The organism is Brachybacterium fresconis, assembly GCF_017876515.1.
In the GTDB taxonomy this organism is placed as follows: domain Bacteria; phylum Actinomycetota; class Actinomycetes; order Actinomycetales; family Dermabacteraceae; genus Brachybacterium; species Brachybacterium fresconis.
Window position 1 is genome coordinate 1,847,160 of sequence record NZ_JAGIOC010000001.1, and the last position, 24,843, is coordinate 1,872,002.

General features: G+C 71.8%; 25 protein-coding genes. 11 read left to right on the plus strand and 14 right to left on the minus strand.

Going from position 1 to position 24,843, the window contains the following annotated elements:
• Nucleotides 1–40: 40 nt before the first annotated feature.
• The 9 genes from JOF44_RS08525 to mshD all read right to left on the minus strand — a co-directional run bounded on the left by JOF44_RS08525 (nt 41) and on the right by mshD (nt 9,483).
• Nucleotides 41–1,393: an FtsX-like permease family protein gene (locus tag JOF44_RS08525; protein ID WP_209889727.1), complete on the minus strand. Its 1,353-nt coding sequence runs from the start codon at nt 1,391–1,393 to the stop codon at nt 41–43.
• A complete protein-coding gene (locus tag JOF44_RS08530; protein WP_209889730.1) occupies nt 1,390–2,229 on the minus strand; it encodes an ABC transporter ATP-binding protein in 840 nt (279 codons plus the stop codon). The genes JOF44_RS08525 and JOF44_RS08530 overlap by 4 nt, the downstream gene beginning before the upstream one ends.
• Nucleotides 2,230–2,398: 169 nt before the next feature.
• Entirely contained in the window at nt 2,399–3,184 is a 786-nt protein-coding gene (gene pstB / locus JOF44_RS08535) for a phosphate ABC transporter ATP-binding protein PstB (protein ID WP_209889733.1), read from the minus strand.
• A gap of 20 nt (nt 3,185–3,204) precedes the next feature.
• A complete protein-coding gene (gene pstA / locus JOF44_RS08540; protein ID WP_209889736.1) occupies nt 3,205–4,377 on the minus strand; it encodes a phosphate ABC transporter permease PstA in 1,173 nt (390 codons plus the stop codon).
• Nucleotides 4,378–4,384: 7 nt separating this feature from the next.
• The gene (gene pstC / locus JOF44_RS08545) at nt 4,385–5,350 is read right to left on the minus strand and encodes a phosphate ABC transporter permease subunit PstC (RefSeq protein ID WP_342591716.1); all 966 of its coding nucleotides are present in this window, start codon (nt 5,348–5,350) and stop codon (nt 4,385–4,387) included.
• A 101-nt stretch (nt 5,351–5,451) separates the two neighbouring features.
• Complete coding sequence (pstS, locus tag JOF44_RS08550; protein WP_209889739.1) at nt 5,452–6,594, minus strand: phosphate ABC transporter substrate-binding protein PstS; 1,143 nt, start codon at nt 6,592–6,594, stop codon at nt 5,452–5,454.
• A gap of 314 nt (nt 6,595–6,908) precedes the next feature.
• Complete coding sequence (locus JOF44_RS08555; RefSeq protein WP_209889742.1) at nt 6,909–7,511, minus strand: DUF4190 domain-containing protein; 603 nt, start codon at nt 7,509–7,511, stop codon at nt 6,909–6,911.
• A gap of 61 nt (nt 7,512–7,572) precedes the next feature.
• Nucleotides 7,573–8,517, minus strand: coding sequence for an NUDIX hydrolase (locus tag JOF44_RS08560; RefSeq protein ID WP_209889745.1), 945 nt, complete (start codon nt 8,515–8,517; stop codon nt 7,573–7,575).
• Nucleotides 8,518–8,520: 3 nt separating this feature from the next.
• Nucleotides 8,521–9,483, minus strand: coding sequence for a mycothiol synthase (gene mshD, locus JOF44_RS08565; protein WP_209889748.1), 963 nt, complete (start codon nt 9,481–9,483; stop codon nt 8,521–8,523).
• A gap of 136 nt (nt 9,484–9,619) precedes the next feature.
• Here mshD and JOF44_RS08570 point away from each other — a divergent pair, with 136 nt between their 5' ends.
• The 6 genes from JOF44_RS08570 to JOF44_RS08595 all read left to right on the plus strand — a co-directional run bounded on the left by JOF44_RS08570 (nt 9,620) and on the right by JOF44_RS08595 (nt 14,687).
• On the plus strand, nt 9,620–10,369 hold the full coding sequence (locus JOF44_RS08570; protein ID WP_209889751.1) for a hypothetical protein: 750 nt from the start codon (nt 9,620–9,622) through the stop codon (nt 10,367–10,369).
• Between the two features lie 148 nt (nt 10,370–10,517).
• Nucleotides 10,518–11,168: a heme-binding beta-barrel domain-containing protein gene (locus JOF44_RS08575; protein ID WP_209889754.1), complete on the plus strand. Its 651-nt coding sequence runs from the start codon at nt 10,518–10,520 to the stop codon at nt 11,166–11,168.
• On the plus strand, nt 11,161–12,315 hold the full coding sequence (ygfZ, locus tag JOF44_RS08580; protein WP_209889757.1) for a CAF17-like 4Fe-4S cluster assembly/insertion protein YgfZ: 1,155 nt from the start codon (nt 11,161–11,163) through the stop codon (nt 12,313–12,315). Before JOF44_RS08575 ends, ygfZ begins: the two co-directional genes overlap by 8 nt.
• A gap of 131 nt (nt 12,316–12,446) precedes the next feature.
• Complete coding sequence (locus JOF44_RS08585) at nt 12,447–12,881, plus strand: hypothetical protein (protein ID WP_209889760.1); 435 nt, start codon at nt 12,447–12,449, stop codon at nt 12,879–12,881.
• Nucleotides 12,878–14,206 (plus strand): FUSC family protein, encoded by a 1,329-nt coding sequence (locus JOF44_RS08590; protein ID WP_209889763.1) that lies wholly within the window; start codon nt 12,878–12,880, stop codon nt 14,204–14,206. Before JOF44_RS08585 ends, JOF44_RS08590 begins: the two co-directional genes overlap by 4 nt.
• Nucleotides 14,207–14,366: 160 nt before the next feature.
• The gene (locus tag JOF44_RS08595) at nt 14,367–14,687 is read left to right on the plus strand and encodes a DUF2516 family protein (protein ID WP_209889766.1); all 321 of its coding nucleotides are present in this window, start codon (nt 14,367–14,369) and stop codon (nt 14,685–14,687) included.
• A gap of 150 nt (nt 14,688–14,837) precedes the next feature.
• Here the strand turns inward: JOF44_RS08595 and fbaA are convergent, their stop codons facing one another.
• The 5 genes from fbaA to JOF44_RS08620 all read right to left on the minus strand — a co-directional run bounded on the left by fbaA (nt 14,838) and on the right by JOF44_RS08620 (nt 19,340).
• Nucleotides 14,838–15,866 (minus strand): class II fructose-bisphosphate aldolase, encoded by a 1,029-nt coding sequence (fbaA, locus tag JOF44_RS08600; RefSeq protein WP_209889769.1) that lies wholly within the window; start codon nt 15,864–15,866, stop codon nt 14,838–14,840.
• Between the two features lie 170 nt (nt 15,867–16,036).
• A complete protein-coding gene (locus JOF44_RS08605) occupies nt 16,037–16,693 on the minus strand; it encodes a TrmH family RNA methyltransferase (RefSeq protein WP_209889772.1) in 657 nt (218 codons plus the stop codon).
• Nucleotides 16,690–17,466, minus strand: a complete 777-nt coding sequence (locus JOF44_RS08610) for a DedA family protein (protein WP_209889775.1) — start codon at nt 17,464–17,466, stop codon at nt 16,690–16,692. The genes JOF44_RS08605 and JOF44_RS08610 overlap by 4 nt, the downstream gene beginning before the upstream one ends.
• Nucleotides 17,467–17,772: 306 nt before the next feature.
• Nucleotides 17,773–18,366: an orotate phosphoribosyltransferase gene (locus JOF44_RS08615; protein WP_209889778.1), complete on the minus strand. Its 594-nt coding sequence runs from the start codon at nt 18,364–18,366 to the stop codon at nt 17,773–17,775.
• 125 nt (nt 18,367–18,491) lie between these two features.
• The gene (locus JOF44_RS08620) at nt 18,492–19,340 is read right to left on the minus strand and encodes an SDR family NAD(P)-dependent oxidoreductase (protein WP_209889781.1); all 849 of its coding nucleotides are present in this window, start codon (nt 19,338–19,340) and stop codon (nt 18,492–18,494) included.
• A 64-nt stretch (nt 19,341–19,404) separates the two neighbouring features.
• On the opposite strand from JOF44_RS08620, the gene JOF44_RS08625 reads away from it, so the two are divergent.
• The 5 genes from JOF44_RS08625 (at nt 19,405) to JOF44_RS08645 (ending at nt 24,519) form a co-directional block, all read left to right on the plus strand.
• Nucleotides 19,405–20,205, plus strand: coding sequence for an exodeoxyribonuclease III (locus tag JOF44_RS08625; RefSeq protein ID WP_209889784.1), 801 nt, complete (start codon nt 19,405–19,407; stop codon nt 20,203–20,205).
• A 412-nt stretch (nt 20,206–20,617) separates the two neighbouring features.
• The gene (ssd, locus tag JOF44_RS08630; protein WP_209889787.1) at nt 20,618–21,790 is read left to right on the plus strand and encodes a septum site-determining protein Ssd; all 1,173 of its coding nucleotides are present in this window, start codon (nt 20,618–20,620) and stop codon (nt 21,788–21,790) included.
• Nucleotides 21,787–23,094, plus strand: a complete 1,308-nt coding sequence (locus tag JOF44_RS08635; protein WP_209889790.1) for a TadA family conjugal transfer-associated ATPase — start codon at nt 21,787–21,789, stop codon at nt 23,092–23,094. Before ssd ends, JOF44_RS08635 begins: the two co-directional genes overlap by 4 nt.
• Nucleotides 23,094–24,194 (plus strand): type II secretion system F family protein, encoded by a 1,101-nt coding sequence (locus tag JOF44_RS08640; protein WP_209895828.1) that lies wholly within the window; start codon nt 23,094–23,096, stop codon nt 24,192–24,194. Before JOF44_RS08635 ends, JOF44_RS08640 begins: the two co-directional genes overlap by 1 nt.
• A gap of 199 nt (nt 24,195–24,393) precedes the next feature.
• A complete protein-coding gene (locus JOF44_RS08645) occupies nt 24,394–24,519 on the plus strand; it encodes a DUF4244 domain-containing protein (protein WP_245348897.1) in 126 nt (41 codons plus the stop codon).
• The last annotated feature ends 324 nt before the right edge of the window (nt 24,520–24,843 follow it).

A 24,843-nucleotide genomic window follows, 5' to 3' on the forward strand; every position in this document is an offset into this window, starting at 1 on the left:
GAAGGGACCGGCCGCTCGCGGCGTGCTGGGCAGATCTGCGTCAGACCGCCCGCACGGCATACCGCTTCACCAGGGGCGAGCCCACCAGCACCGCGGCGATCACCAGCGCGTAGGCACCGAGCACGCACGCCAGGTACTGCACGGCCATCAGCGGGTCGCTCGGGGCGCCGCCGAGGAACGAGGTGACCACCAGCAGCGCCGTCCCGGTGGCGATCACCGAGCTCAGCCCCACCGGGATCGCGATCTCCGCGATCCTCGCCCGGTGCAGCTGCCCCACCTCGGCCCCGGCGATGTGCTGGGCGCGCAGGCGCGGCGCCTGGTCGATCACCCGAGCGGTCTGGGAGACACCGGTGCTGACCGCGGCGAGCACCGCAGCGATCCCCAGGGTGAGCAGCCCACCGGTGGTCATGGCGGTGAACATCATCGCCTCCTCCGGATTGCTGCTCTCCCCCAGAGTCGCGATCATCGTGAGGAACCCGGCGATGACCAGGGCGAAGGTAATGCCGGAGACGGCGCGCCAGCCGGCCCGCGGGTCGCCGGCCAGGCGGCGCGCCCCCACCATCAGCGAGGGGGTGGGCGCGGACTTGGCGAGCGCGAGCGCCGTGACCCACACGATGAACGGGCCGACGACGTTGATGCTCGCGACGATGGCTGCGACGAACAGGATCATGATCGCGACGGTGAGCATCCCGTCGGCCACCTGGCCCAGGATCATCCCACCGACCTGCATGAAGACGAGGAATCCGATGATCAGTCCGGCCCAGAGGAGCAGGCGGATCACGGACATGCGCACCACGCGGGAGTCGCGGGCGACCCCGAGCGGGCTGAGCACCACACCGGTCAGGGAGACGGCCGCCGAGCCGACGGCGATCACGACGAGGGCGATCACCAGGATCGGATAGGCCCACCAGGGCATCAGCAGATCGGCCGTGGTGAACGGGGTGATCCCGAAGTCGAGGCGGGTCAGTGCGGGGCTGACGGCGAGGTGCACGCCGAGCCCGAGCACAGCGCCGAGCAGCGCCTGGGCGGCGACGTCGAGCACCGCGACAGAACCTACTTGGCCGCTGGTGCCGCCGACCAGACGCATCGTGGCCAGGTCCTTCTCCCGTCGGGCGAGGGAGAGCCGGGCGGCGGATCCGCCCAGGCCGACGGCGCTGGGCACCAGCAGCACGGAGGCGATGATCGCACACATGACCAGGAAGCCCATGATCGACTCCTCCCCCGTGCGAGGCAGGGTGTCACCGGAGGGCAGGCGGCCGACGAACGCCGCGGCGCCGCCGACGACGGTCGCGGTGATCGCGGTGGCTGCGGCGAAGGCGACCACCGGCAGGATGTCGGCGAGGGCGCCGCGTCGGCGCAGCAGCAGCGGGGCGGAGGCCAGCAGCGCGCTCATCGGGTCACCGCCGGATCCTGGACCGGCTGCTCCGCGGCCGACGGGCCCTGGCCCGGCTGCGCGGCGGGGCGGACGAACTCCTGGGCGATGCGCCCGTCGCGCATGGCGACGGTGCGTCGGCAGACCGCGGCGACCTGCGGGTCGTGGGTGACCATGACCAGGCTGGCGCCGGACTCGCGGCACGTGTCCACGAGGATCTGCAGCATGGTCTGGCCGGTGCCCTGATCGAGCGCGCCCGTGGGCTCGTCGGCGAAGACCACCGAGGGGCGCCCGGCGAGGGCGCGGGCGATGGCGACCCGCTGGGCCTGGCCGCCGGAGAGCTGGGTGGGCCGACGGTCGTGCATGCCCTGCAGTCCGAGCCGGTCCAACCATCCGCGACCCTCTGCGGTCGCGGTGCGCCGGGAGATGCCGGCGAGCATGCGCGGCAGGATCACGTTCTCCAGCGCTGTGAGCTCGGGCAGCAGCTGACCGTCCTGGAAGACGAAGCCGAAGTCGTTGCGGCGCAGACGGGTGCGGGCGCGGTCGCCGAGGCTGGCGAGGTCCGCGCCGTCGTGCTGCACGGTGCCGGAGGTGGGGCGCAGGATACCGGCGAGGATGTGCAGCAGCGTGGTCTTGCCGCAGCCGGACGGGCCCATCACGGCCAGGGAGTCGGCGCGGGCGATGTCGAGGTCCACGCCGTCCAGCGCGTGGGTCGCGGTGCCCTGCTCGCCGTAGGTCATCGCCAGGCGTCGGGCCGAGAGCACCGGGGCGGGGTGCACGGTGGGCGGCCCGCCGGCAGCGGCGGGACCCGTCGCGAGGACCGAGGGGGAGGACGAGGTCAGAGGTGTGCTGTTCATGGGGCCCAGAATCCCCCGCCTCCCCTGCGGCGCACATCGGCCCCGGGATCGATATCCCGGGGCCGATGTCAGACCGTGGGTGGACTCTCGGGCGCCGTGCAGGCGCCGGCACCGCACCGGTGTCGGAAGCGGCGACGGTCAGGACCGACGGCCGGCCGCGCCGTCGGGATCAGCCGAAGCGGCCGGAGATGTAGTCCTCGGTCTGCCTGTTCGTCGGGTTGGTGAAGATGGTCTCGGTGTCGTCGATCTCGATGAGATGGCCTGGCTTGCCGGTCCCCGCGATGTTGAAGAAGCCGGTGCGGTCCGAGACGCGGGATGCCTGCTGCATGTTGTGCGTGACGATCACGATCGTGTACTCCTCCTTCAGCTCGTGGATGAGGTCCTCGATCGCGAGGGTGGAGATCGGGTCGAGCGCGGAGCAGGGCTCGTCCATCAGGACGACCTCGGGCTGGACCGCGATGGTGCGGGCGATGCAGAGACGCTGCTGCTGACCGCCGGACAGACCCATCCCGGGCTTGTCCAGGCGGTCCTTGACCTCTTCGAACAGGTTCGCGCCCCGCAGCGAGCTCTCGAGCAGCTCCTCGCTCGCCTTCTTCGACATGCGGCGGCTGTTGAGCTTCACGCCGGCCAGGACGTTGTCCCGGATCGACATGGTCGGGAACGGGTTGGCCTTCTGGAAGACCATTCCCACGCGCCGGCGCACGTTGACGGGATCGACCCGGGGGTCGTAGATGTTCTCCCCGTTGATCTCGATCTTCCCCCGGGCGTAGGCGCCGGGGATGACCTCGTGCATGCGGTTCAGCGTGCGCAGGAAGGTCGACTTGCCGCAGCCGGAGGGGCCGATCAGGGCGGTCACCGAGCGGGGGCGGAGCTGGACGTCGACGCCCTCCACGGCGAGGAAGTCGCCGTAGTAGATGTCGAGGTCCTCGACGTTGATGGGCTGAGGGGCTGCCATCGGGTGTCCTTTCGTGGGGCTCAGCGGCTGAGCTTCGGCGAGAAGTAGTAGCTGATCAGTCGGGCGATGATGTTCAGCACCATCACGATGACGATCAGGGTGAAGGCCGCGGCCCAGGCTCGGTCGATGTTGGCCGTGGTCGCGCAGGCGTAGACCTGCTCGGTGAAGGGGTCGGTGACCGTATCGCTCATGCAGTTCGCGCTGCCGGCCTTGTACTGCTGGTTGATGAAGGTCGGCAGGGTCGCCATGCGGCCGTCGAACATGTTCCAGTTCACCGAGGTCACCATCCCGACGGTGAGCAGCAGCGGGGCCGTCTCGCCGATCACCCGGGCGACGGCCAGGGTGATGCCGGTGGTCAGCCCCGCGATCGCGGTGCGCAGCACGACCTTGACGATGGTCAGCCACTTCGGAACGCCCAGGGCGTAGGCCGCCTCGCGCAGATCCATCGGCACCAGGCGCAGCATCTCCTCGCTGGAGCGGACCACGGTGGGGATCATCAGCAGCGAGAGCGCGACCGCGCCCATGATGCCCATGCGCACGCCCTCGTCGGGCAGGATCGCGATGAACAGCGCCAGGCCGAACAGGCCCGCGACGATCGAGGGGATGCCGGTCATGACGTCGACCAGGAAGGTCACGCCCTTGCCCAGCACGCGGCGCCAGCCGTAGTCGGCGTACTCGACCAGGAAGATCGCGGTGAACAGCCCGATGGGGATGGAGATGATCGATGCCCACAGGGTGATCAGCAGCGTGCCGATCGCCGCATGGACGACGCCGCCCGCATCCGCGCCGCCGATGATCCCGGACATGTCCGAGGTCCAGAAGGCGAAGGGGCTCGGGGCCGCCTCGATGACGCGGACCAGGCCTCGGGAGACCACTTCCCACAGCAGGGAGAGCAGAGGGAACATCGCGACCGCGAACGCTCCGATGACCAGGAGGGTCATCAGCCGTTCCATCGCCCAGCGGCGGCCCTCGCGGATCCTCGCGTACAGGTAGCCGAAGACCAGGTGGAGCAGGAAGCCCAGCAGGACGGCGCTGGGGATCGACAGGGCGTCGACGATCGCGAGCACGGCGATCGCGACGAGCAGACCGGCCAGGCCCGTCAGCACCAGGTGGTACCACGGCAGGCGGCGCTCCTGCGTCGACCGCATCGTGGTCGACGGCGTGTATTCGGAGGTGGGGGTCGTGGTGCTCATGATGACCTCAGCTCTTGGCGCCGCTGCGGGCGACGATCCAGCGGGCGGCGGCGTTGATCAGGAAGGTCAGGATGAACAGGACCAGCCCGGTGAAGATCAGCAGCGACATCTCGGTGCCCGAGGACTCCGCCTCCTTCGCGGCGATGTTCGCGGCGATGGTCTGGTGCATGCCGACCTCGAGGATGTGGAACGAGAAGGTCGCGCCGGGCGCGAGGATCATCAGCACGGCCATGGTCTCGCCGAGGGCGCGGCCGAGGCCGAGCATCGAGGCGGCGACGACGCCGCTGCGGCCGAAGGGCAGCACGACGGTGCGGACGGTCTCCCAGCGCGTCGCGCCGAGGGCGAGCGCGGCCTCCTCCTGCAGCGTGGGGGTCTGCAGGAACACCTCACGGGCGACGGCGGTGATGATGGGCAGCACCATCACGGCCAGCACGATCGCGGCGGAGGCCAGGTTGCGCATCGGCGCGTGCGGGTCGCCGGCGAACAGCGGGATCCAGCCGAAGTACGTGTTGAGGAAGACGTACAGCGGCTCCATCTTGGGGACCAGCCAGATCCCGCCCCACAGGCCGTAGACGACCGAGGGCACCGCGGCCAGCAGGTCGATCATGTAGCCGAGCGCGGAGGCCATGCGCGGCGGTGCGTAGTGGGAGATGAACAGGGCGATGCCGACGGAGATCGGGATCGCGACGACCAGGGCGATCGCAGCGGCCAGGATGGTGCCGAAGATCAGCGGGAGCGTGGTCTCCACCAGGGAGAACGTCGCGCTGTCGCCGAGGATCTCCCGGCTCTCCTTCATGGCGGGGATGGACTCGCTGGTGAGGAAGATGGCCACCAGGGCGAGGGTGACGAAGATGAGCAGTCCCGATCCGATGCTCAGGGCCGAGAAGACGGAGTCACCCAGTCGGCGTCCGCTGGTCCTCATCGAGGTCGGGGGCGCGTCCGGGGTCTCCGGTGCGACGTCAGTGGTGCTCACAGGGGGCCTTCCTCAGAGCTCTTCGGGGGCGGGGGCGGTGACACGGCCGTGCCGCCGAGCCACGAATGACCCGACGGCACATCCGTGTGCAGGAGCGATGATCAGCCGACGCTGATGCTGTCGATCGACTTCTTGACCTCGGCGGAGAGCTCCTCGGTCAGCGGGGCCGACCCGGCGTTCTCGGCCGCGATCTGCTGGCCCTGCTCGGAGGTGATGAAGGAGGCGTAGGACTTCACGGCCTCGCCGGTCTGGGCGTCCGAGTAGGAGCCGCACATCACCAGGTAGGAGACCAGGACGATCGGGTAGACGCCCGCCTCCTCCGTGGTGCGGTCCAGCTCGAAGACGATGTCGTTCTCCTCGCGGCCCTCGGCGCGCGGGGAGACGTCGACGGCCTTGGCGGCAGCCTCGGAGCTGTACTCGACGAACTCGTCGCCGACCTGGACGGCGGCGACCCCGAGGTCACCGGCCTGCGAGGCGTCGGCGTAGCCGATGGTGCCCTCGCCGCCCTGGACGGTGGAGATCATGCCGGACGTGCCGTTGCCGGACTGACCGCCGGAGATCGGCCAGGTCTCCACGGGACCGTGGGTCCACGCGTCGGGCGCGTTCTGGGAGAGGTAGTCGGTGAAGTTCTCGGTGGTGCCCGAGTCGTCGGAGCGGTGCACCGGGACGATGTCGGTGTCGGGGAGGTCGGCATCCGGGTTGTGCTCGACGATCTTCGGGTCGTTCCAGCTCGTGATGTCACCGGCGAAGATGCCGGCGATGACCTCGGGCGGGAGGTTGAGGCTGTCGACGCCCTCGAGGTTGAACACCACGGCGATCGGGGAGATGTACAGCGGCACGTCGATGGCCTGCTCGCCGTTGCACACCTCGGTGGAGGCGGCCAGCTCCTCCTCGTCCATGGCGGCGTCGGAGCCGGCGAAGGAGACCTGGCCGGCGAGGAACTGCTCGCGGCCCGTGCCCGACCCGGTGGCGTCGTAGGTGACCGTGAGGTCGCCGCCCTCGGACTGCACCATCCCCATGAAGGTCTCGGTCCAGGCGGTCTGCGCGTTGGCCGCGGAGGACGCACCGGCACCGGCGAGGTTGCCGGTCAGCTCGGCGTAGTTGCCGCCGCCGGCGGCGCCCCCGGCATCGGATCCCTCGGAGGACGAGGAGGAGGACGAGCCACCGCCGCAGGCCGAGAGCGCGAGGCCGCCGACCAGACCGAGCGCGGCGAGCGAGGCGAGCTTGTTCTTGCGAACGTTCACTGCTGTTCCTTTCGGGGCCGGAGGCCCGGGGACACATGAGGCGACAAGGGGAGAAGTCTGTCGGCGCTGACGCTAAGGAGCACAGATGACGAGCCGCCCGCTCATGCGTGAACAGCAGGTGAACAGGGCGATATGGCGCACGAAAGTGCTGGTCATACCGCAGACACGATCAGGTCACATCGCGCACGGCGCCGTGCTGCGGAGGTGAGGACCACCCACCTCGCACGGCTCCGCCACGCATCGGTCGGGAGGTCGGCACCGGGCACACCCCGAGACCGGTCATGGCGTCGGCCCGGGTCCCGGACCGACCTCGCTCAGGTGCCCGAGAAGTAGAAGGCCGCGCCGAACACGACGATGAAGTAGACCACGACGGCGGCGAGCATGAGCGTCCCGAGGATGCTGATCACGAGACCGGCGATGGCGAAGCCGCGCCCTGCCTGTGCCGGCTCGGCCCCCGGCGCGGTCTCGCGCATGCCGAGGATCGAGAAGATGAGACCGATGGGGGCTGTCAGCCCGGTGCACAGGACCAGGGAGACGAGGCCGACGATGAATCCGGTCAGGGCCATCGCGGAGGTGGGCAGGGGCGGTGCGTAGCCGGGAGCGGACGCCGGCCAGGCCGGGCCGGGACCGTAGGCAGGGCCGACGGACCCGTGGCTCGTGGCGGCGGACGGCCCGGACGGGGAGGAGAAGGCGCCGCCGTACGCCCCGGCGCCGCTCGCCCCGTACGGGTCTCCGCCGCCGGCCCCGTAGGGGTCAGCACTGCCCGCCCCGTACGGGTCGCCGCCGTGCGAGCTCGTCGCATAGGGGTCCTGCCCCCAGGTCCCGTCGGCGGCATAGGGATCGGGCGAGCGCCCGCGGTCCTCGCTCCCGCGATCGCGGTCCTCACCGTCGTGCCCGGTCGGGTCCCACATGCTCATCCGTCATCCCTCTTCCCCTGGTCGAAGATCGTGCGCGTCGTGCCTGCTGCCGCGTGGTGCGTCAGCTGATGTTGGGCAGGTGGCGTTCGATGGCGACGACCTCCCCCTGCGAGGTGGTGTGCAGGACCAGCGCCTCCCCGGCCGCGAGGAACGGGTCCTGGCGCGGCAGCTCGAGCGCGGCGCTGGGCCGGGCGACCTCCCGCACGGCCCGGATCACGGAGGGCAGCACCGGACGGTGCGTGCACACCACGGTGCCCTGCGCCTCGTGCAGCACCCGTTCGATGACCGCCCGGGTCCTGGAGGGATGGTCCTCATGGTCCGACTCGGTCAGAGCGTCCTTGGTGCGGGTCGTGAGCCCCTCGACCCGGGCCAGCGGATCGACCGTGGCCGTGCAGCGCTTCCAGGGACTGCTCACGATGCTGCGCGGGTCGAAGGCGTCCAGCAGCGGGGGCAGGGCCTGGGCCTGCTTGCGTCCTTTGGAGTTCAACGGGCGGGTCCCCTCCCCCTTGCGCCACTTCTTGCGCGCCAGCGCCGCACCGTGGCGCTGCACGATGATCGGCACCGTCGTGAGCTCCTCGGCGTCCTGGTACCGGCGCAGGGCGGCCAGGCACACCTGGTCGCCCTGGCGGGTCAGCAGATGCTCCGCCTCGTCCAGGCTCGCCCATGCCACGCCGTCGATCTCCGAGGCGTCCACGGGGCCCGGTGCCGACTTCGCCCGCACGGTCCCGCACCAGTACTGCACGATCTTGGTGCGTCCGTCGGGCAGCAGGTACACGGAGGCCGGCAGCGGCCGGTGCAGACGCACCCGATATCCCGTCTCCTCGGCGACCTCGCGCACTGCGGCGGCCGGGAACGTCTCCCCCTTGTCGAGCTTGCCCTTGGGGATCGACCAGTCGTCATAGCGCGGCCGATGCACCAGCAGCACCTCGGTCCCCTTCTTCCCCTCCCGCCAGGTGAGGGCCCCGGCGGCGAGCACGGGGGGCGGTTTCCCCGGAGCGACCTGCATCGATCAGCTCTTCTCTGGCATGCGCATCTGCACGTCCCGGCCCGAGATGCTGAATCCCCACCGCTCGTACAGCGCCAGAGCAGGGGCGTTGTCGGCCTCGACGTACAGCTCCACCCCGGGCACCCCGGCCCCCTGCAGCCGGGTCAGCGCGGCGGCCAGCAGGTGGCCGGCCACGCCGTGACCCTGCACGGCGGGGGAGGTCGCCACCACGTAGATCTCCGCATCCACAGCGCCCGACACCTCGCCGGTCCCCGCCTCTCCCGCCGGCTCCTGCTTGACCCACACGAAGCCGACGAGGTCCTGGCCGCGACGGGCGACCAGCAGGTCCTCGGGATCGAACCACGGTTCGGCCATGCGCTGGTCGAGGTCCGCCCGGGTCATCGCCCCCTGCTCGGGGTGGTCGGCGAAGGCGGTGGCATTGACCTCGAGCCACGCCTCCGCGTCGCGGTCCGCCTCGAAGGTGTCCACTCGCAGGTCCTCCAGGGTGGGGGCCGACACCTCGGGCACCGGGTGCGCCGGCCCCAGCGGGCGGTGGAGGGTCAGCAGAGAACGGGTCTCGTGCAGACCGGCATGGGTGAGGAAGGCGAGGGAGCTCTCGAGCGCTCCGTGGGCCCAGACGCCGGCGTCGGGCCGCAGCTCCAGCGCCGCGCGCAGCAGGGCGGTGCCGTGCCCGCGGCGACGCTGCGAGGGACGGACCATCCCCTGGACGGTGCCGTCGGCCAGCACGCTCACGTAGCCGAGCAGCGGCTGCCCGGTCTCGCCCGCGGGTTCGTCACCGATCGCCTCGCCCGCGGAGACGTCGGCTTCGGCTGTCAGCACGATGTGCTGCGCATCTCCTGCGGTCGTGGTGACCGCGAGCCGGGCCGCCTCGTCCAGCGGGGAGACACCGTCGTGGGAGGTGACCGTCGCGAGCAGTTCACGGATCGCCGCGCCGTGGGACTGCGACAGAGCAGCCGTCGTGATCATGGGGTCCTTCCGGGGCTCTGGATGATGCTGAGCATGCCGCCACCAGCGGGCGCTCGTAGACTGCCACTGTAGCGCCCGTCGGACCACCGCCGTCGGCGACCGCGAATCGACCGGATCCGAGTGCGAGGGAGGCCCCATGACCGCTCCCGAGCGCGCTCCGCTCGGCGCTGCCCTGGCGCTCCTGCTCGCCCTGGTCTCCCTCACCGGCCCCGCCTCCCCCGTCCTCATGGCGGGCGCTGTCGCCCTGCTCACGGTGCTGGTCGCGTGCGCGTGGCCGGATCTGCTCGAGCTCCCCTCCCCCGGCGGCACCCGGCTCGTGCTCGCCGGCGTCGGAGTGGCCGGCGCCGCCCTCGCCGCGAGCTCGACGGACCGCTTCTCGCCGATCTCCGGGGTCGTGATGCTCTGCGCCGTGGGGGTGTTCGCCTCCTTCGCCCAGCAGATGCTGCGGGCGGACCGCCGGGAGCTGACCGCCTCCCTGACCGGCACCGTCGCGGGCGTGTTCGTCGCCGGGATCTCGGCGACCTGGGTGCTCGCCCAGGTCGAGGCGCTCTCGAACGGTCGCAGCGGCCTGGTCGCGGCCGTCGCCGCCGGGCTGGCCGCGACCCTGCTGCTCAATGCCACCCCGCTGCCCCCGAGGCCGCGTTTCATCGCCTCCCTCCTGGCGGGCACCGGCGTGACCGCCCTGCTGGCCACCTCGCTGGCGGGCCTCGGCCTCCCGCTCGCCGCGGGTCTCGGAGTGCTGATCGCGATCGGAGCCGGCTGCTCCCAGCTGCTGGTGGGGTCCTCGCTCGTGGCCCGGGAGCCCCTGCCCTCGCTCGCGGTGGGTGCGGTACCGGTCGCCACCGCGGGAGTCATCGCGCACCTCGCCGTGCTGCTGCTCCCCTGAGCGCCGCCCCGGGACGATAGACTCGGTGCCATGTCCGCACTCTCCATCTTCTTCATCATCCTGGTGGTCCTGGTGGGCCTCGGCACCCTGGCCTTCGCCGCACTGGTGATCTCCCGCCTGTTCAGCCACTGATCGGTCGCTGCGCACCATGCCCATCACGCTCGACGCCTCGATGCCCGCATCGCTGTATCCGCTGGCCTGGCTGATCGGCACCTGGCAGGGGACGGGCGCCGTCCATCGCCCCGGTGATCCCGACGTCCCCGACCGGCGGATCGAGCAGCAGCTGGTCTGCAGCGCCCGGGAGGACGGGACCCTCGGCTGGCGCTCGACGATTCACGAGGTCGACGACCCCGCTCCGCTGCCGCCCACCAGCGCCTTCGCCCGTGACGAGGCCGCGGCCCCCGCCCCTGCGGGCTCCGGCGACCGGACCCTGCTGATGCGCGAGGACGGCATCTGGACCGTCGGCGACCCCCTGCCCGGCCAGGACCTGGCCGCCGCGCGCGCCGCGAAGCCCGGAGACCCCGCCGGAATCCTCTCGCATGCTCTCCAGGCGCATTTCGAGCGCCGCGACGGAGCCGACGAGAGCTGGTCGGGTGAGGTGCGCGGACCGCGCGTGCAGCTCGCGCTCGCCTCCCCCGATGCCCCGACCCAGGTCGCCGCCACCCGCATGTTCGGGTACGTCAGCGGACGCCTGATGTGGCTGTGGGAGCAGCGTCTGCCCGCCGGCGCGGACGACGCGGGAGGGAACGACGGATCGACCATGGCCCCCTACCTCTCCCTGGAGCTCACCCGTGCCTGATCAGGACCCCCGGCCCGATACCCACCCTGCGCAGCCCGCTCGCGACATCCGCCCGCTGCTGAGCGACGGCGCCGTCCTCGGGGACGGACCCGATGCGGCCGTCCCCACCCACTACGGAGCCCCGCTGCGCGAGCAGCGTCGGCTGCTGCAGGGCCGAGCCGTCGTCGACCTCGGCCAGTTCGAGGTGCTCGAGGTGCGCGGGGCGGATGCCCGCAGCTGGATGACGACGGTGAGCACCCAGGTGCTCGCGGGCACCCCCGTCGGCTCCTCGGCGAGCCTGGCGGTGCTGTCCCCGCGCGGCCGCGTCGAGCACCTCGCCTCCGCCGTCGTGCTGGACGAGGACGCGCTGCTGCTGATCCTGGACGCAGGCCGCCGCCAGGGCCTGCGACAGTACCTCGAGATGATGCGCTTCGCGGCCCGGGTCGAGCTGACCGATCGGGACGACCTGCGGGTGCTGGGCGCCGTCGCCCCGGCCGGCGAGGTGCTGGCCGAGCTGGAGCCGCCGGATCCCGTCGCCGTCTGGGCCGAGCCGTGGCCGCAGGTCGCCCCGGGCGGGGTCGCCTACGGCCCGGATCCGGAGGACCCCGTCGGCGCCGTGCTCACCGTCGCCGATGCCGACGCACTCGCCCAGCTGCCCTGGCGCGGCGAGCATCTGGCCGGCATGAGCTCCTGGGAGGCGCTGCGGATCGCCGATCATCGGGCCCGCGCGACCCGCGAGGTCGACGAGCGCTCCATCCCCCATGAGCTGGACCTCCTGCGCACCTCGGTGCACACCGAGAAGGGCTGCTACCGCGGTCAGGAGACCGTCGCGAAGGTGCTGAACCTCGGCCAGCCGCCGCGGCGTCTCGTCATGCTGCACCTGGACGGCTCCCAGGACGTCCCCGTCGCCCCCGGGGGCGAGGTGCGTCTGGACGACGCCGACGGCAAGGTCGTCGGCGCGGTCACCTCCGCCGCGCTGCACGCGGACCTCGGCCCGATCGCCCTCGCCGTCATCCGTCGTGCGGTCCCGCTCGACGGCGCGCTGATGGTGCAGGTCCCCGTCTCCACCGGGGACGGCGGCTCCGACTCCGTGTGGATCGACGCCTCGCAGGAGCCGATCGTGGTGCCCCGCGAGCACGGCGAGCGTCCGGCCACCGCCAAGCTCTGAGGCGGCGCCGCGCCGGATCCACCGCGTCCTCACATCCGCGGCCCCGCGTCCACGCCGTCACCACAGCATCCCCACCGCCCTCCTACCGGCGGCGCCTGTACGAACGGCACGGACCTGGAAGAATGACGACCATGAGTGCACAGGCCGACCAGGAGGACTGGAGCCGACACCGCCGGCAGGCGATCGAGGTCAAGGAGCAGGCGCTGCAGGCGGCCCGCGAGGACGAGCACCGTCGGGCGACGTCCATCATCCGCGAGGCCATCGCGCGCTTCCAGGACGCCGGCATCATCCCGATCCCGCTGCGGGCACGGCCGTACATCGGCTCCGGCACGATCCGCACGGCGCTGCAGGGCTGGTACCTCAAGCACGACCTCTCCCTGGCCGTGGACGCCGGGGGTCGCTACTACGTGATGCGGGTCGACGGCGGTCTGCGCGCCCGGCTGCGCGGCGCCACGCCGGAACCGTCGATGGCGCCGCTGGTGGTGGGCCGCGGAGCGCGCGACGGGGACACCTTCGGCCTCGAGGAGCTGCTGCAGATGCGGCTCGAGGATCCGGTGCGCCCATGAGCCGCCGCGCCGAGAAACCCTCCACGGGCTCGTCCCGGGCCTCCACCGCGACCACCGCGATCCCGGTGCTCGAGCGGGCCCGGTCCTCGGTCTCCTCCTGGTTCCTCACCGGGCTGTCCCGGGGACGCCAGGACGTGCTGACCGTCAGTCGCGCCGCTGTGGCCGCGAGCCTCGCCTATCTCGTCTCCAGCGTGCTGTGGGACCACGAGTTCCCGTTCTTCTCCTCCATCGTCGCCTTCGTCATCATCGGCTTCGGCATCGAGAAGAAGATGCGCAAGATCGTCGAGATGGCCTCGGGGGTGATGTTCGGCGTGCTGCTCGGCGAGGTCGCCCGGCAGGTGATCGGCTCGGGGACCTGGCAGATCCTGGTGGTGGTGTTCTGCGCCGGCATGCTCGCGCGGTTCATCGACAAGTCGAATCTGTTCGGGTTCCAGACCGCGATCCAGTCGCTGCTGGTGATGATCATGCCGCACACGCCGACGATGACCCCGGGCGGGCGCGTGCTGGATGCGGTCACCGGGGTGGTGGTCGCGATCATCGTCCACCTGCTGCTCTCCGGGGATCCGCGGCGCCTGCAGTCCCGGGCGGCGATCTCCTTCTACCAGGAGCTCGAGGACTCCCTGGTGTCCCTGGCCCTGGCCGCACGCAGCGGCGACCGGGACGTCTCGCAGGCAGCGCTGGTCACCCTGCGCGACTCCTCCCAGAAGTACACCGACGAGTGGACCCTGGCAAACGACGTCGCCAACGAGATGGCGACCTTCTCCCCGTCCGGACTGCGCCACGCCGACGACGTCGGCCGCCTGGAGCACCTGCTGATCGGCTCCGACCGGGCGATGCGGAACATGCGGGTGATCGCCCGGAGACAGACGGAGTTCCTCGACGCCGTCCGGGGCGACGCGCATTCGACCCTGGCCGACGCCCTGCTGGCCGCCCGGGACGCGGTCACGGAGCTGTCCACCGCGGTCACGCACGACGAGGTCGACTTCACCACCGCACGGCGCAGGCTGCAGCTGTACTGCTCCTATCTCACCCCGGAGATGCTGCTGCGCAACGACGAGGGCACCCGACCGGGTCGCGCCGGACACTTCGAGGGCGTCACGCTCACGGTCCAGCTGCGCTCTCTCGCGATCGACCTGCTGCAGGCCACCGGTCTGACCGCGTCCGAGGCCAAGCAGTTCCTGCCCAGTCTCGTGATCGCCGCGGACGGCGACGCCATCGGCCCCCGCCCGCTGACGACGGAGATGCGGGCGCTGGAGCCGCCGGCGACCACGGAGGCCCTCGAGCTGCTGATCACCTCCCGCTCCGATCCCGACCGGCGACGCTGAGGCAGGTGGCGCTGACGCGGCGTCGCTGAATCGGCGTCGCTGAATCGGCGTCGCAGGAGCGAGCGACGCCGGGAGGGGCGGAGCAGCAGGACGCACCGGGCGCACCGGGCGCACCGGTGGCGTCCGGCGTCCCTTCAGCCCGGACCCGTATCCTGGAGCGATGATCGCCCTCATCCAGATGTGGATCTTCCTCGTGCTCGCCCTGGCCCTCCTGGCCGCGGAGGTCTGGGCCTTCATCAATGCCCTGCGGTTCCGCGCCGACGCCTATGTCGCGGCCGGCAAGCGCACGAAGCTCTTCTGGTGCGTCCTGACCGGCGTGGCCATGCTGGTGGGCTTCCTGTCGCTGCCCTACCCGGTCGGTCGCGGCGGAGCCTCGATGCTGTTCATGCTGATCGGCATCGTCATCGCGGGCATCTTCCTGGCCGACGTCCTGCCGGCGCTGAAGCGCGTGATGGGACGCGCCGCCGGCAACCGCTGGTGAGGCCGCATCGGCCCTCCCGTCGGGACCCCTGCTGGTGACCGGGGCCGACGCACCCTCCGCACCGCACGAGAGAACCCCGGAGCCTTCGCTCCGGGGTTCTCTTCTGGTGCGGGGTTCCGCTCGGGGGCGGACCTGCCCGCGCTGCGTCGATCAGCCCTGGTGGGTGCCCGCCGAGCGCAGGTTCTGGCAGGCCTCGACGATGCGAGCGGCCATGCCGGCCTCGGCCTTCTTCCCCCAGGCGCGGGGGTCGTAGGCCTTCTTGTTGCCGACCTCGCCGTCGACCTTCAGCACACCGTCGTAGTTGTCGAACATGTGGGCCGCGGCCGGACGCGTGAAGGCGTACTGGGTGTCGGTGTCGATGTTCATCTTGATGGTGCCGTAGTCCAGCGCCTCGGAGATCTCCTCCTCGGTGGAGCCGGATCCGCCGTGCATGACCAGGTCGAACGGACGCTCCGTGCCGTACTCCTCGCCGACGGCCGTCTGGATCTCGTCCAGGACCTTCGGGCGCAGCTTGACGTTGCCCGGCTTGTAGACGCCGTGCACGTTGCCGAAGGTGAGGGCGGTCAGGTAGCGGCCCTTCTCGCCCAGGCCGAGCTTGGCGGCGGTCTTCAGGCCGTCCTCGGGGGTGGAGAAGAGCTTGTCGTTGGAGACGTTCGCCTGCACGCCGTCCTCTTCGCCGCCGACGACGCCGATCTCGATCTCGAGGAGCTTCTTGGCCTCGACGGACTTCTCCAGCAGGCGCTCGGCGATCTCGAGGTTCTCGTCGACCGGCACGGCGGAGCCGTCCCACATGTGCGACTGGAACAGCGGGTCCAGGCCCTTGTTCACGCGGTTCTCGAGGTCCCACTGGATCAGGGGCTCGACCCAGGTGGGCAGGACCTCCTTGGCGCAGTGGTCGGTGTGCAGCGCGACGGTGATCGAGTAGTTCTTCGCCACGGCGTGCACGTACTCGGCGAGCGCGATCGACCCGGCGACGCGATCCTTGATGGTGGAGCCGGAGAGGTACTCGGCACCGCCGAAGGACACCTGGATGATGCCGTCGGAGCCCGCCTCGGCGAAGCCTTGCAGCGCGGCGGTGGCCGTCTGGGAGCTGGAGACGTTGACGGCCGGGTAGGCGAACTTGCCCGCCTTGGCGCGGTCGATCATCTCTGCGTACTGATCCGGGGTTGCGACTGCCATGAGGCATTCTCCTTGGGTCGAGCGGCGTGATGACGGCCGGGGGCGCGCGATGCGCCGCGCAGGGCCGTCCTATCCTCCTCATTGTCCCATAGGGCGCCTCCATGCCGACCGGGCCTTTCATCCCGTGGGAAGGTCGACGGCCGGCCTCCGCTCGGGCAGGCCGGACGCGCTCAGCGCAGCGGCCCCTCGGGGATCTCGCCGTGCTGCAGGATCCAGGTGTGCATCGCGATCGCGGCGGCGGCGGCGACGTTGATCGAGCGGGTGGAGCCGAATTGCGTGATGCCGACGACGGCGTCGGCGGCGGCGAGGAGCTCCGGGCTCACGCCGGGTCCCTCCTGCCCCACGACCAGCACGGCGCTGCGCGGCAGCAGGGCGTGCTCGATCGGCATCGCCCCGGGGACCAGGTCGATCGCGACCAGCGGGCGCCCCTCCTGGCGAGCCCAGGCGACGAGGTCCGCGGCGTCCGGATGATGGATCTCGTGCTGGTAGCGGTCGGTGACCATGGCCCCGCGACGGTTCCAGCGTCGTCGGCCGACGATGTGGAAGGCGCCGACGGCGAAGGCGTTCGCGGTGCGCACGACGGAGCCGATGTTCGCGTCGTGGCCGAGGTTCTCGACGGCGATGTGGAGATCGTGGCGGTGGGTGTCGAGCTCCGCCACGATCGCCTCGCGGCGCCAGTAGCGGAAGCGGTCCTCGACGTTGCGGCGGTCCCCGGCGGCGAGCAGCTCGGGGTCCAGGTGCGGGTCCGTCGGCCACGGCTCGGGATGGGGGCCGACGCCGACGACGCGCTCCGGCTCGGATCCGTCGGCGGGAGACTCCCGGCTCACTGCGCGGACCCGGGGGTCCCGTCGGACCGCGCGGAGGCCCCGTCGGGCCCGGAGTCCTCGGCACGTGTCGCGCCGTCGGGCCCGGAGCCCTGGAGGTCCTCGGAATCCTCGGTCTCGTCCTCCTCCTGCTCGAGGATCGCCTCGTCCGGATCGGGCAGGCCGAGCCGGCGACGGGCCATCTCGCGGCGGATGAGCTGGATCGCGAAGACCAGGATGACGAGGGCGATGATCGCGTAGACGACGTTGGAGAAGATGTCGGTGTACGGCTCGATCACGGTCCAGTTGCTGCCCATGAAGTAGCCGATGGTCAGGAAGACGGAGTTCCAGATGGCGCTGCCGGCCAGGGTGAGCAGGGTGAACGTGCCCAGCGGCATCGCGTACAGGCCTGCCGGGATGGAGATCAGCGAGCGCACGCCCGGCACCATGCGGCCGAAGAAGATGGCCTTGTGGCCGTGCTCGTCCATGAAGTCGACGGTCTTGTCGTAGTCCTTCACGTGCAGCAGCGGCAGCTTCAGGAAGATCGTGCGCAGGCGCTCCGGGCCGAGCAGGCGGCCCAGGCCGTACAGCAGCCATGCCCCGGTGATCGAGCCGCCGATCGAGGCGAGCAGCATCGCCCAGTAGGTGTTGTTCGGGCCGGCTGCGGCCACGCCGGCCAGCGGCAGGATCACCTCGGACGGGACCGGAGGGAACACGTTCTCCAGGAAGATCAGCAGCGCGACGCCGAAGGCGCCGAAGCTGTCCATCGTGCTCACGGCCCAGTCGACGATGTTCATGCAGGTCTCCTCGATCCTCGGTCGGCCGGTGCGGGAATCGGTCCGGACGGCCCGGCGGGGTCGTTCCCCGGAGAGGATCGCCGCCCCCGGATCGGGCCGGGCAGGGCCCCTCGCACCGCCCCGACCATGCTATGCGGTCTCCCCTGCACGTCCCCCGTGGAGGAGACCGATTGCGCAGGACCTTCACCAGCGCTGTCCCGACTGCTCACGCGTGGCCCTGCCGAGTCCGCCGCTCTGCTCGGTCGGTCACGCGGCCCGGGCGGCGAGGGCAGAGGGTCGACCCCGCCGGCCAGGCGGGACGGTCCCTCAGATCTCCAGCTCGGAGATGTCGTAGGCGGCGAGATAGCGGTACCCGGCGGATTCGACGGCCGCACGGGAGGCTTCCGAGCGGTGCACGATCACGGCGACCGCGTCGATCCTCGCCCCGGCCTCCTCGAGCGCCTCGCAGGCGGTCAGCACGCTGCCGCCGGTGGTGGAGGTGTCCTCGACGGCGACCACGCGACGATCGCCCACCTCGGGGCCCTCGATGCGGCGCTGCAGGCCGTGGGCCTTGTTGGCCTTGCGCACCACGAAGGCGTCCAGCGGGGTGCCGGTGGCCGCGGAGGCATGGAGGATGGAGGCGGCGACGGGATCGGCGCCCAGGGTCAGCCCGCCGGCGGCTTCGACGCCGGGCAGCAGTCCCTCGCGGCGCAGCAGATCCACCATCACGCGGCCCACCAGCGGCGCCGCCTCATGATGGAGGGTGATGCGGCGCAGGTCGACGTAGTGATCGGCTTCGGCACCCGAGGAGAGGGTGACCTGTCCGCGCACGACGGCGAGATCGCGGATCAGCTCGCGCAGGCGTTCGCGCGCGGCATCGATCGAGTCGGAGGGGACGGGTCCGGTGCTGGTCTCGGGCATGAGCTCAGCGTAATCGACCACACCGCGCGGGGACGGGCTGTGCGAGCAGGGCGGGCCGCGGATCAGGACGGCGAGGCAGGAGCACCCTGCTCCGGGTCTCCTGCTCCGGACTTGCGGTTCAGGATCTACTGTTCGGGATCGCGCTCCCACGGCGCATGGAGCTTGCGTCGGGAGGCCTTGCGTCGCGAGCGCTTCACGGCTCGGCGCTGGAGGTGCTGATACCAGGACTGCGACGTCATGGCCCTCACCAGCGGACGCGGTGCGATCCGGGAGACCTCCCCTGCGGTGCGGTAGGTGACCGAGGGGATCGACAGCACCGTGCCCCGTGCGGTGTCCTTGAGCGCCTGCTCCACCACGAAGGGGGCCTTCAGCCAGGTGATCCGCGGCAGCCCGTCCATGCTCATCGATGCCCGCTCGTGGAACTCGGTCTGGACGAAGCCGGGCAGCAGGGCGGTCGCGGTGACCCCGGTGCCCTTGAGCTCCATCGCGAGGGATTCGGTGAACACCGTGACCCAGCTCTTGGACGCGGCGTACGGCCCCGCAGTGGTGTACCCGGCCAGGGAGCTGACGTTGAGGATCGCCCCGCGACGGCGCTGGACCATGGTGCGTGCGGCCGCGTGGGACAGCACCAGCACCGCTTTCATGAGCGTGTCCATCTGCTTCTCATGGTCCTCGACGCCCACCTCGAGGAAGCCGCCCCGCAGCCCGTAGCCCGCGTTGTTGATCAGCAGGTCCACCCGGTCGACGGGATCGGTGATGCGGATCGCGACCCGCTCCAGCGGCTCCCGGTCGGAGAGATCGGCCGGTAGGACCTCGACGTCGACGGTGTGGACGTCCCGGATCTGCTCGGCGACCGCGCGCAGACGGTCCTCGTCGCGGGCGACCAGCACGAGATCGTGCCCGGTGCCGGCCAGCTGCCAGGCGAACTCCAGACCCAGTCCGGAGGTCGACCCGGTGACCAGTGCGCGCGCCATGGGCAGAGTTTACGACGGTTCGCGGCGGCGCACGGGCGTCTGCGCTCCCCCGTAGGATCGTGTCATGCGCATCGCGACCTGGAACATCAATTCGCTGCGGGCACGGATGGAGCGCGTGCTCGCCTTCCTGGAGCGCCACGACGTGGACGTCCTGGCCCTGCAGGAGACCAAGGCGAAGCCCGAGCAGCTCGATCTGACCGCCCTGTCCGACGCGGGGTACGAGGTCGCCGCCCACGGCCTGAATCAATGGAACGGCGTGGCGCTGATCTCCCGCATCGGCCTGCACGACGTGCGCACGGAGCTGCCGGCGGCGCCGACCTGGCCCGAGGACGAGACCGGTGTGGTCGAGGCCCGCGCGCTCAGCGGCGTGGTCGGGGACGGGCTGCGCGTCTGGTCGCTGTACGTGCCCAACGGGCGCGAGCTCGACCACCCCCATTACGCCTACAAGCTGCGCTGGCTGGAGGCGCTGCAGGCCGAGGGCGAGCGCGACCTGGCGACGGATCCGCAGGCCCGCACCGTGCTGGTGGGCGACTTCAACGTCGCCCCGCAGGACGAGGACGTCTGGGACATGGCCGCCTTCGACGGCAAGACCCACGTGACCGCGCCGGAGCGCGCCGCCTTCGAGGCCGTGGTGGATACGGGGTACGCCGATGTGGTGCGTCCGGACCACCCGGGCCCGGGGACCTACACCTACTGGGACTACCAGGCGCTGCGCTTCCCCAAGAAGGAGGGCATGCGGATCGACTTCGTGCTCGGCTCCCCGGCCGTGCAAGCGGCGGTGAGCGGGTCGTTCATCGACCGGGAGGAGCGCAAGGGCAAGGGCGCGTCGGATCACGCGCCGGTGGTCGTCGACCTGGAGTTCTGAGCACCTGGGGTTCTGAGCACCCCGGGGACATGAGCACCCCGGGGACATGAGTACCCCGGGGACATGAGCACCCGGCAGCGACGCCGGGGACCTGAGCACCCGGCCCCACACATGGTGGAGCGGCGACGCGATCTCTCGCGGCGCCGCTCCGGACGAGCCATCTGCATCGGTATCAGGCGTGCACGGTGTGTGGCTGCGGTGGCGCTTTCGACGCCTCACAGCCGGTCCGTTGCGGGGACCAGTCGCACGTGGGTTCCGGTGCCGGTATTCGTCGTTGTGCAGATCACACTACGCCGGGTACGCAGAGGGTGCAAGCCCCGGCCCCGGAGCGTCCTTCCTCCCCAGAGGGTGGTTGTCCACCATCGAGGTCGATGCGGTGCGCTGACGCTCCTGAGCTGGCCACCATGGCCGCATGACCAGCACCACCATCCCACCGACCCGTCGCCCCGCACCCCCGTCGGACCTCCTCCATGCGGCCGTCCCCACGGAGCCGGCGGGCCGTCCCGACGCCGCTCCCCGGCGGCGGCGAGCACGGTTCCCCGGCCCTCTCGCGCAGTCGACCGAGGCGACCTCGCAAGGGCGCCCGCAGGTGCGCTGGCTGGGATCCGAGGTCGCTCTCCTGGAGCGCGTGCGCGATCACGCCACCGCCGTGGGGATGGACCTCGTCGACGCGTCCGGTGACGGTTCCTCGGCGGGTCGGCCCGCCGCTGTCGTGATCGATGGTGCCGCACTCGCCGACGATGCACGCCCTCTGCCCGGCCCCTCCGTCCCCCTGCTGGTGGTGATGGACGGACCCGAAGTCCCCGTCGCCGCGTGGAAGCGGGCGCTGGGTGCCGGGGCCCGGGCCGTGATCACCCTGCCCGACGGCTCCGACGAGCTGCTCTCCCTCCTCGCCGAGCTCGCTCGTCCGCGGGCGGCGTCGACCCTGGTCGCCGTGACCGGCGGCTGCGGCGGGGCCGGCGCGTCGAGCTTCGCCGCCCGCCTGGCAGCGGCGGCACGCTCGAGCGGACCGGTGGTCCTGGTCGATGCCGACCCGCTGGGCGGCGGCCTGGACCTGCTGGTGGAGGGGGTCGGGTCGGCCGGCATCGGCTGGGCCGACGCCGCCGGTCTCGGCCCCGACGACGGCGAGGCCCTGCGGGAGGGGCTGCCCCGGGTCGACGAGGTCTCCCTGCTGGCCGCGCAGGATCATGGAGGGCCCGACGCGTCCTCGCTGTCCAAGGTGCTCTCGGCGCTGGCCCCGCTGGGTGGGACCGTGATCGTGGACCTGGCCTCCGCCCTGGTGCCGGTCGCGGCCGAGCATGCCGACCGGGTCCTCCTGGTCGTACCCACTTCTGATCATGCGGTGCGGGCCGCCGCCCGGCGACTGCGCAGCTGGCCTCAGCTCGACCCCCCGACCCAGGTGGTGGCGCGTCGTCGCGGCCCGCTGTCCCCGCCGGAGGTCTGCGAGGATCTCGCCCTGCCGCTGGCCGGCTCCTTCCGCGACAGCCCGCGGGGAACGGTGCCTCTGCTGGACGTGCGCCGGGGCGGCGCCGACCGCGCGGCTCGTCGCCTGCTGGCCCGGCCCGGGGCGGAGCACGGGTCATGACGGCGTCGAGGGCCGCTCCGGCCGAGGACCTCTCCGACCTGCTGGAGCTCGTGCGCGAGGACCTGGTCCGCTCCCCCGGCCCCGTCGACGTCCCGCGCATCGCCCGGGTCCTGAGCCGCCAGGGTCGCGTGCTCGGCGCCGCGGCGACGCTCGAGGTCACCGCCCATATCCGGGATCACATCGACGGGCTCGGCCCTCTGCAGGGCCTGGTCGGCCCCGGGGTGACCGATCTGCTGGTCAATGACGACGGCTCGGTCTGGGTCGACGACGCCGACGGCCTGCGGCCGACCACGGTGCATCTGACCCCGGCCCCGGCCCGGGACCTCGCGGTGCGCCTGGCGACCGCCGGCGGACGGCGTCTCGACGACGCCGTCCCCTGGGCCGATGCCCACCTGCCCTCGGGCATCCGCGTCCACGCCGTGCTGCCGCCGCTGTCCCCCGGCGGCGCGATCCTCTCCCTGCGTCTGCCCTCCTCCGAGAGCCTGGACCTCGCGGCGCTCGCCGAGCTCGGCGCCGTCGGCCAGGAGGCCCGTGCGGTGCTGCTCGCCCTGGTCGCCGCCCGAGTGCCGTTCCTGGTCACCGGGGGCACCGGGACCGGCAAGTCGACCCTGCTCGCGGCCCTGCTGCGGGAGGCCCCGCCCACCGAACGGATCGTGGTGGTCGAGGACGTCCTCGAGCTCGCCGTGGACCATCCCCATGTGGTGCACCTGCAGTCCCGCCACGCCAACAGCGAGGGCGCCGGCGCCGTGGATCTGACGACCCTGGTGCGCCAGAGCCTGCGGATGCGCCCGGATCGGATCGTGCTCGGGGAGTGCCGCGGCGGGGAGATCCGCGAACTGCTCCAGGCGCTGAACACGGGCCATGAGGGCGGCTGCGGCACCGTCCATGCGAACACCGCCGCGGACGTGCCCGCCAGGTTGGAGGCCCTCGGCGCCCTCGGCGGTCTGGACCGTGGCGCCCTCGCCGCTCAGGTCAGCAGCGCCCTGGAGGTCGTGGTGCACCTCGGGCGGCGCGGCGGCGTCCGCCGGCTCGAGGAGATCGCCGTGCTGCACCGGGATCGCGAGGGGATGCTGCGCGCCACCACGGCCCTGCGCGCCGAGGAGGGCGGTCTGCGGGAGGGCCCGGCCGCCACCGCATTGTCCGAGCGTTTGGCGCGCGAGCCGCGCTCCTCCTCCCCTGCGACGCAGGCGATGGGCCCGGAGGCGGCGTCGTCCGCGGCACGGGTGCCCTCTGCCCCGTCCGCAGCGTCCGCCTCCGCATCGTCCGCCTCCTCGTCGCCCCGGACCGGCCGGAGGGCGGCGTGATGCTGCTGATGCTGTGCGGACTCCTGGCGGCTCTGTGCCTGGTCTGGGTCGTGACGCCGCCCACGGCCCCGGCGTCTCCGCAGGGTGCCAGGGCGCAGGCGCGGCGCTCGGGGGCGACCCCGCTCGAGGTGGCGCGGATGGTGGAGCAGCTGGCCACGGTGATCGGTTCCGGGGCGTCTATCCGTCGCGCCTGGGGCGCGGTCGCCCGGTCGCTGCCCGTGGGGGAGCTTCGAGAGCTGGCCCGCGCCGCGGCCTCCGGGGCGGATCCCCGGCGAGCGGCCCCGGGCCGGCTGCACGGCTCGGAGACGATCGGGTCGCTCGGCGCCGCCCTCGCGGTCTGCGAACGCACCGGGGCGCCCACGGCCGGGATGCTGCAGAGCCTCGCCGATGCCCTGCGGGACCTGCACGATGCGTCCTTGGCCCGGCGCACGGCTTTCGCGGGGCCGCGCTCGACCGCCCGGATCCTGCTGGTGCTGCCGCTGGCCGGGCTCGGGCTGGGGATGCTGCTGGGCGGGGATCCGCTGCGTCTGCTGCTCGCCTCGCCCGCCGGGAATCTGCTGGGTGCCCTCGGCATCGTGCTGACCGCTGCGGGCTGGTGGTGGATGCGGCGCCTGATCCACCAGGCGGATCCGCCTCGCGGCAGCCATGTCGACCCCTCGGTCGTCCTGGAGCTGATCGCCGGGGCCCTCGACTCCGGTCTGCCCCTGTCCCGCTCCGTCGCCGCGGTCGCACAGGCTCTGCCCGCGGGACCGGATGCTCAGCTGCTGGGCCGATCGGCCGCCGCGCTGGAGGCCGGACTGCCCGCCGCGCTCGCCGTCGACGACCTCCCGCCGGCCTTCGCCCCGCTGGGGCAGTCCGCGGTCCTGGCGGAATCCGCCGGAGCGGATCTGTCGCGCGTGCTGCGATCCGCGGCCCGGGACGGGCGCAGGGGGCGCGCCCGGTATGCGGAGGTGCGGGCGGCCCGGCTCGCGGTGCGTCTGGTGCTCCCCACCGGCATCACACTGCTGCCGGCCTTCGTCGTACTGGGGATCATCCCGACCGTGATGTCCCTGCTCGGCGGCACCTTCGCGCTCACCACCACGGGGTCGATGCTGCCATGACCATCGCGCCGCCCCGGGCCCGGGCCCCGCCGTCGGACGGCCACGGCGGGTGAGACGCCGCAAGGTGGCGGCTGCGGCCGCCGTATCGGGACGGCAGTCGCCGTCTGCCCGCGGCAGCTCGTCGCCCCCGAATCGGGCGGCGACGCGCCGCTCACGAATCGGACGGTATCGCGCCGTCCACGAGATGAAGGAGAAGTCCATGTCCGCCACGAAGAATCGGCTGCGTCGCGGCCTCGACCGCGTGATGCGGGACGAGACCGGTGCATCCACCGCTGAGTACGCCATCACGGTGCTCGCAACCGTGGTCGAGCAAAAGCATACTTAGATGGCGCTGAGATGCGCTGAGATGCGCTGTCGTGGTTATAATTGGAGCGTGGCCGAGGTTCGGTCACTACCCCGACCGGAGCAGTGCTCCTCCGGCGGAAAATGAGAAGCGCCGGCATGAGCACACCGGTGGAAGAGGGACTGGCGGGCGACCCACCACCCTCGGATGACAGGGCAGGGTCGCGTGTCGGAATCCAGGGATGGGCTCCTCCGACTGCCACTGGTGACCCACACTCGCGGGACCGGCGTGACTCCCGGCGCGAGGAAATAGGCCAGAGTCACAGGTTCCGAGGAGATGGGCTCTCTTGGGTGGACCGGCCGAGCA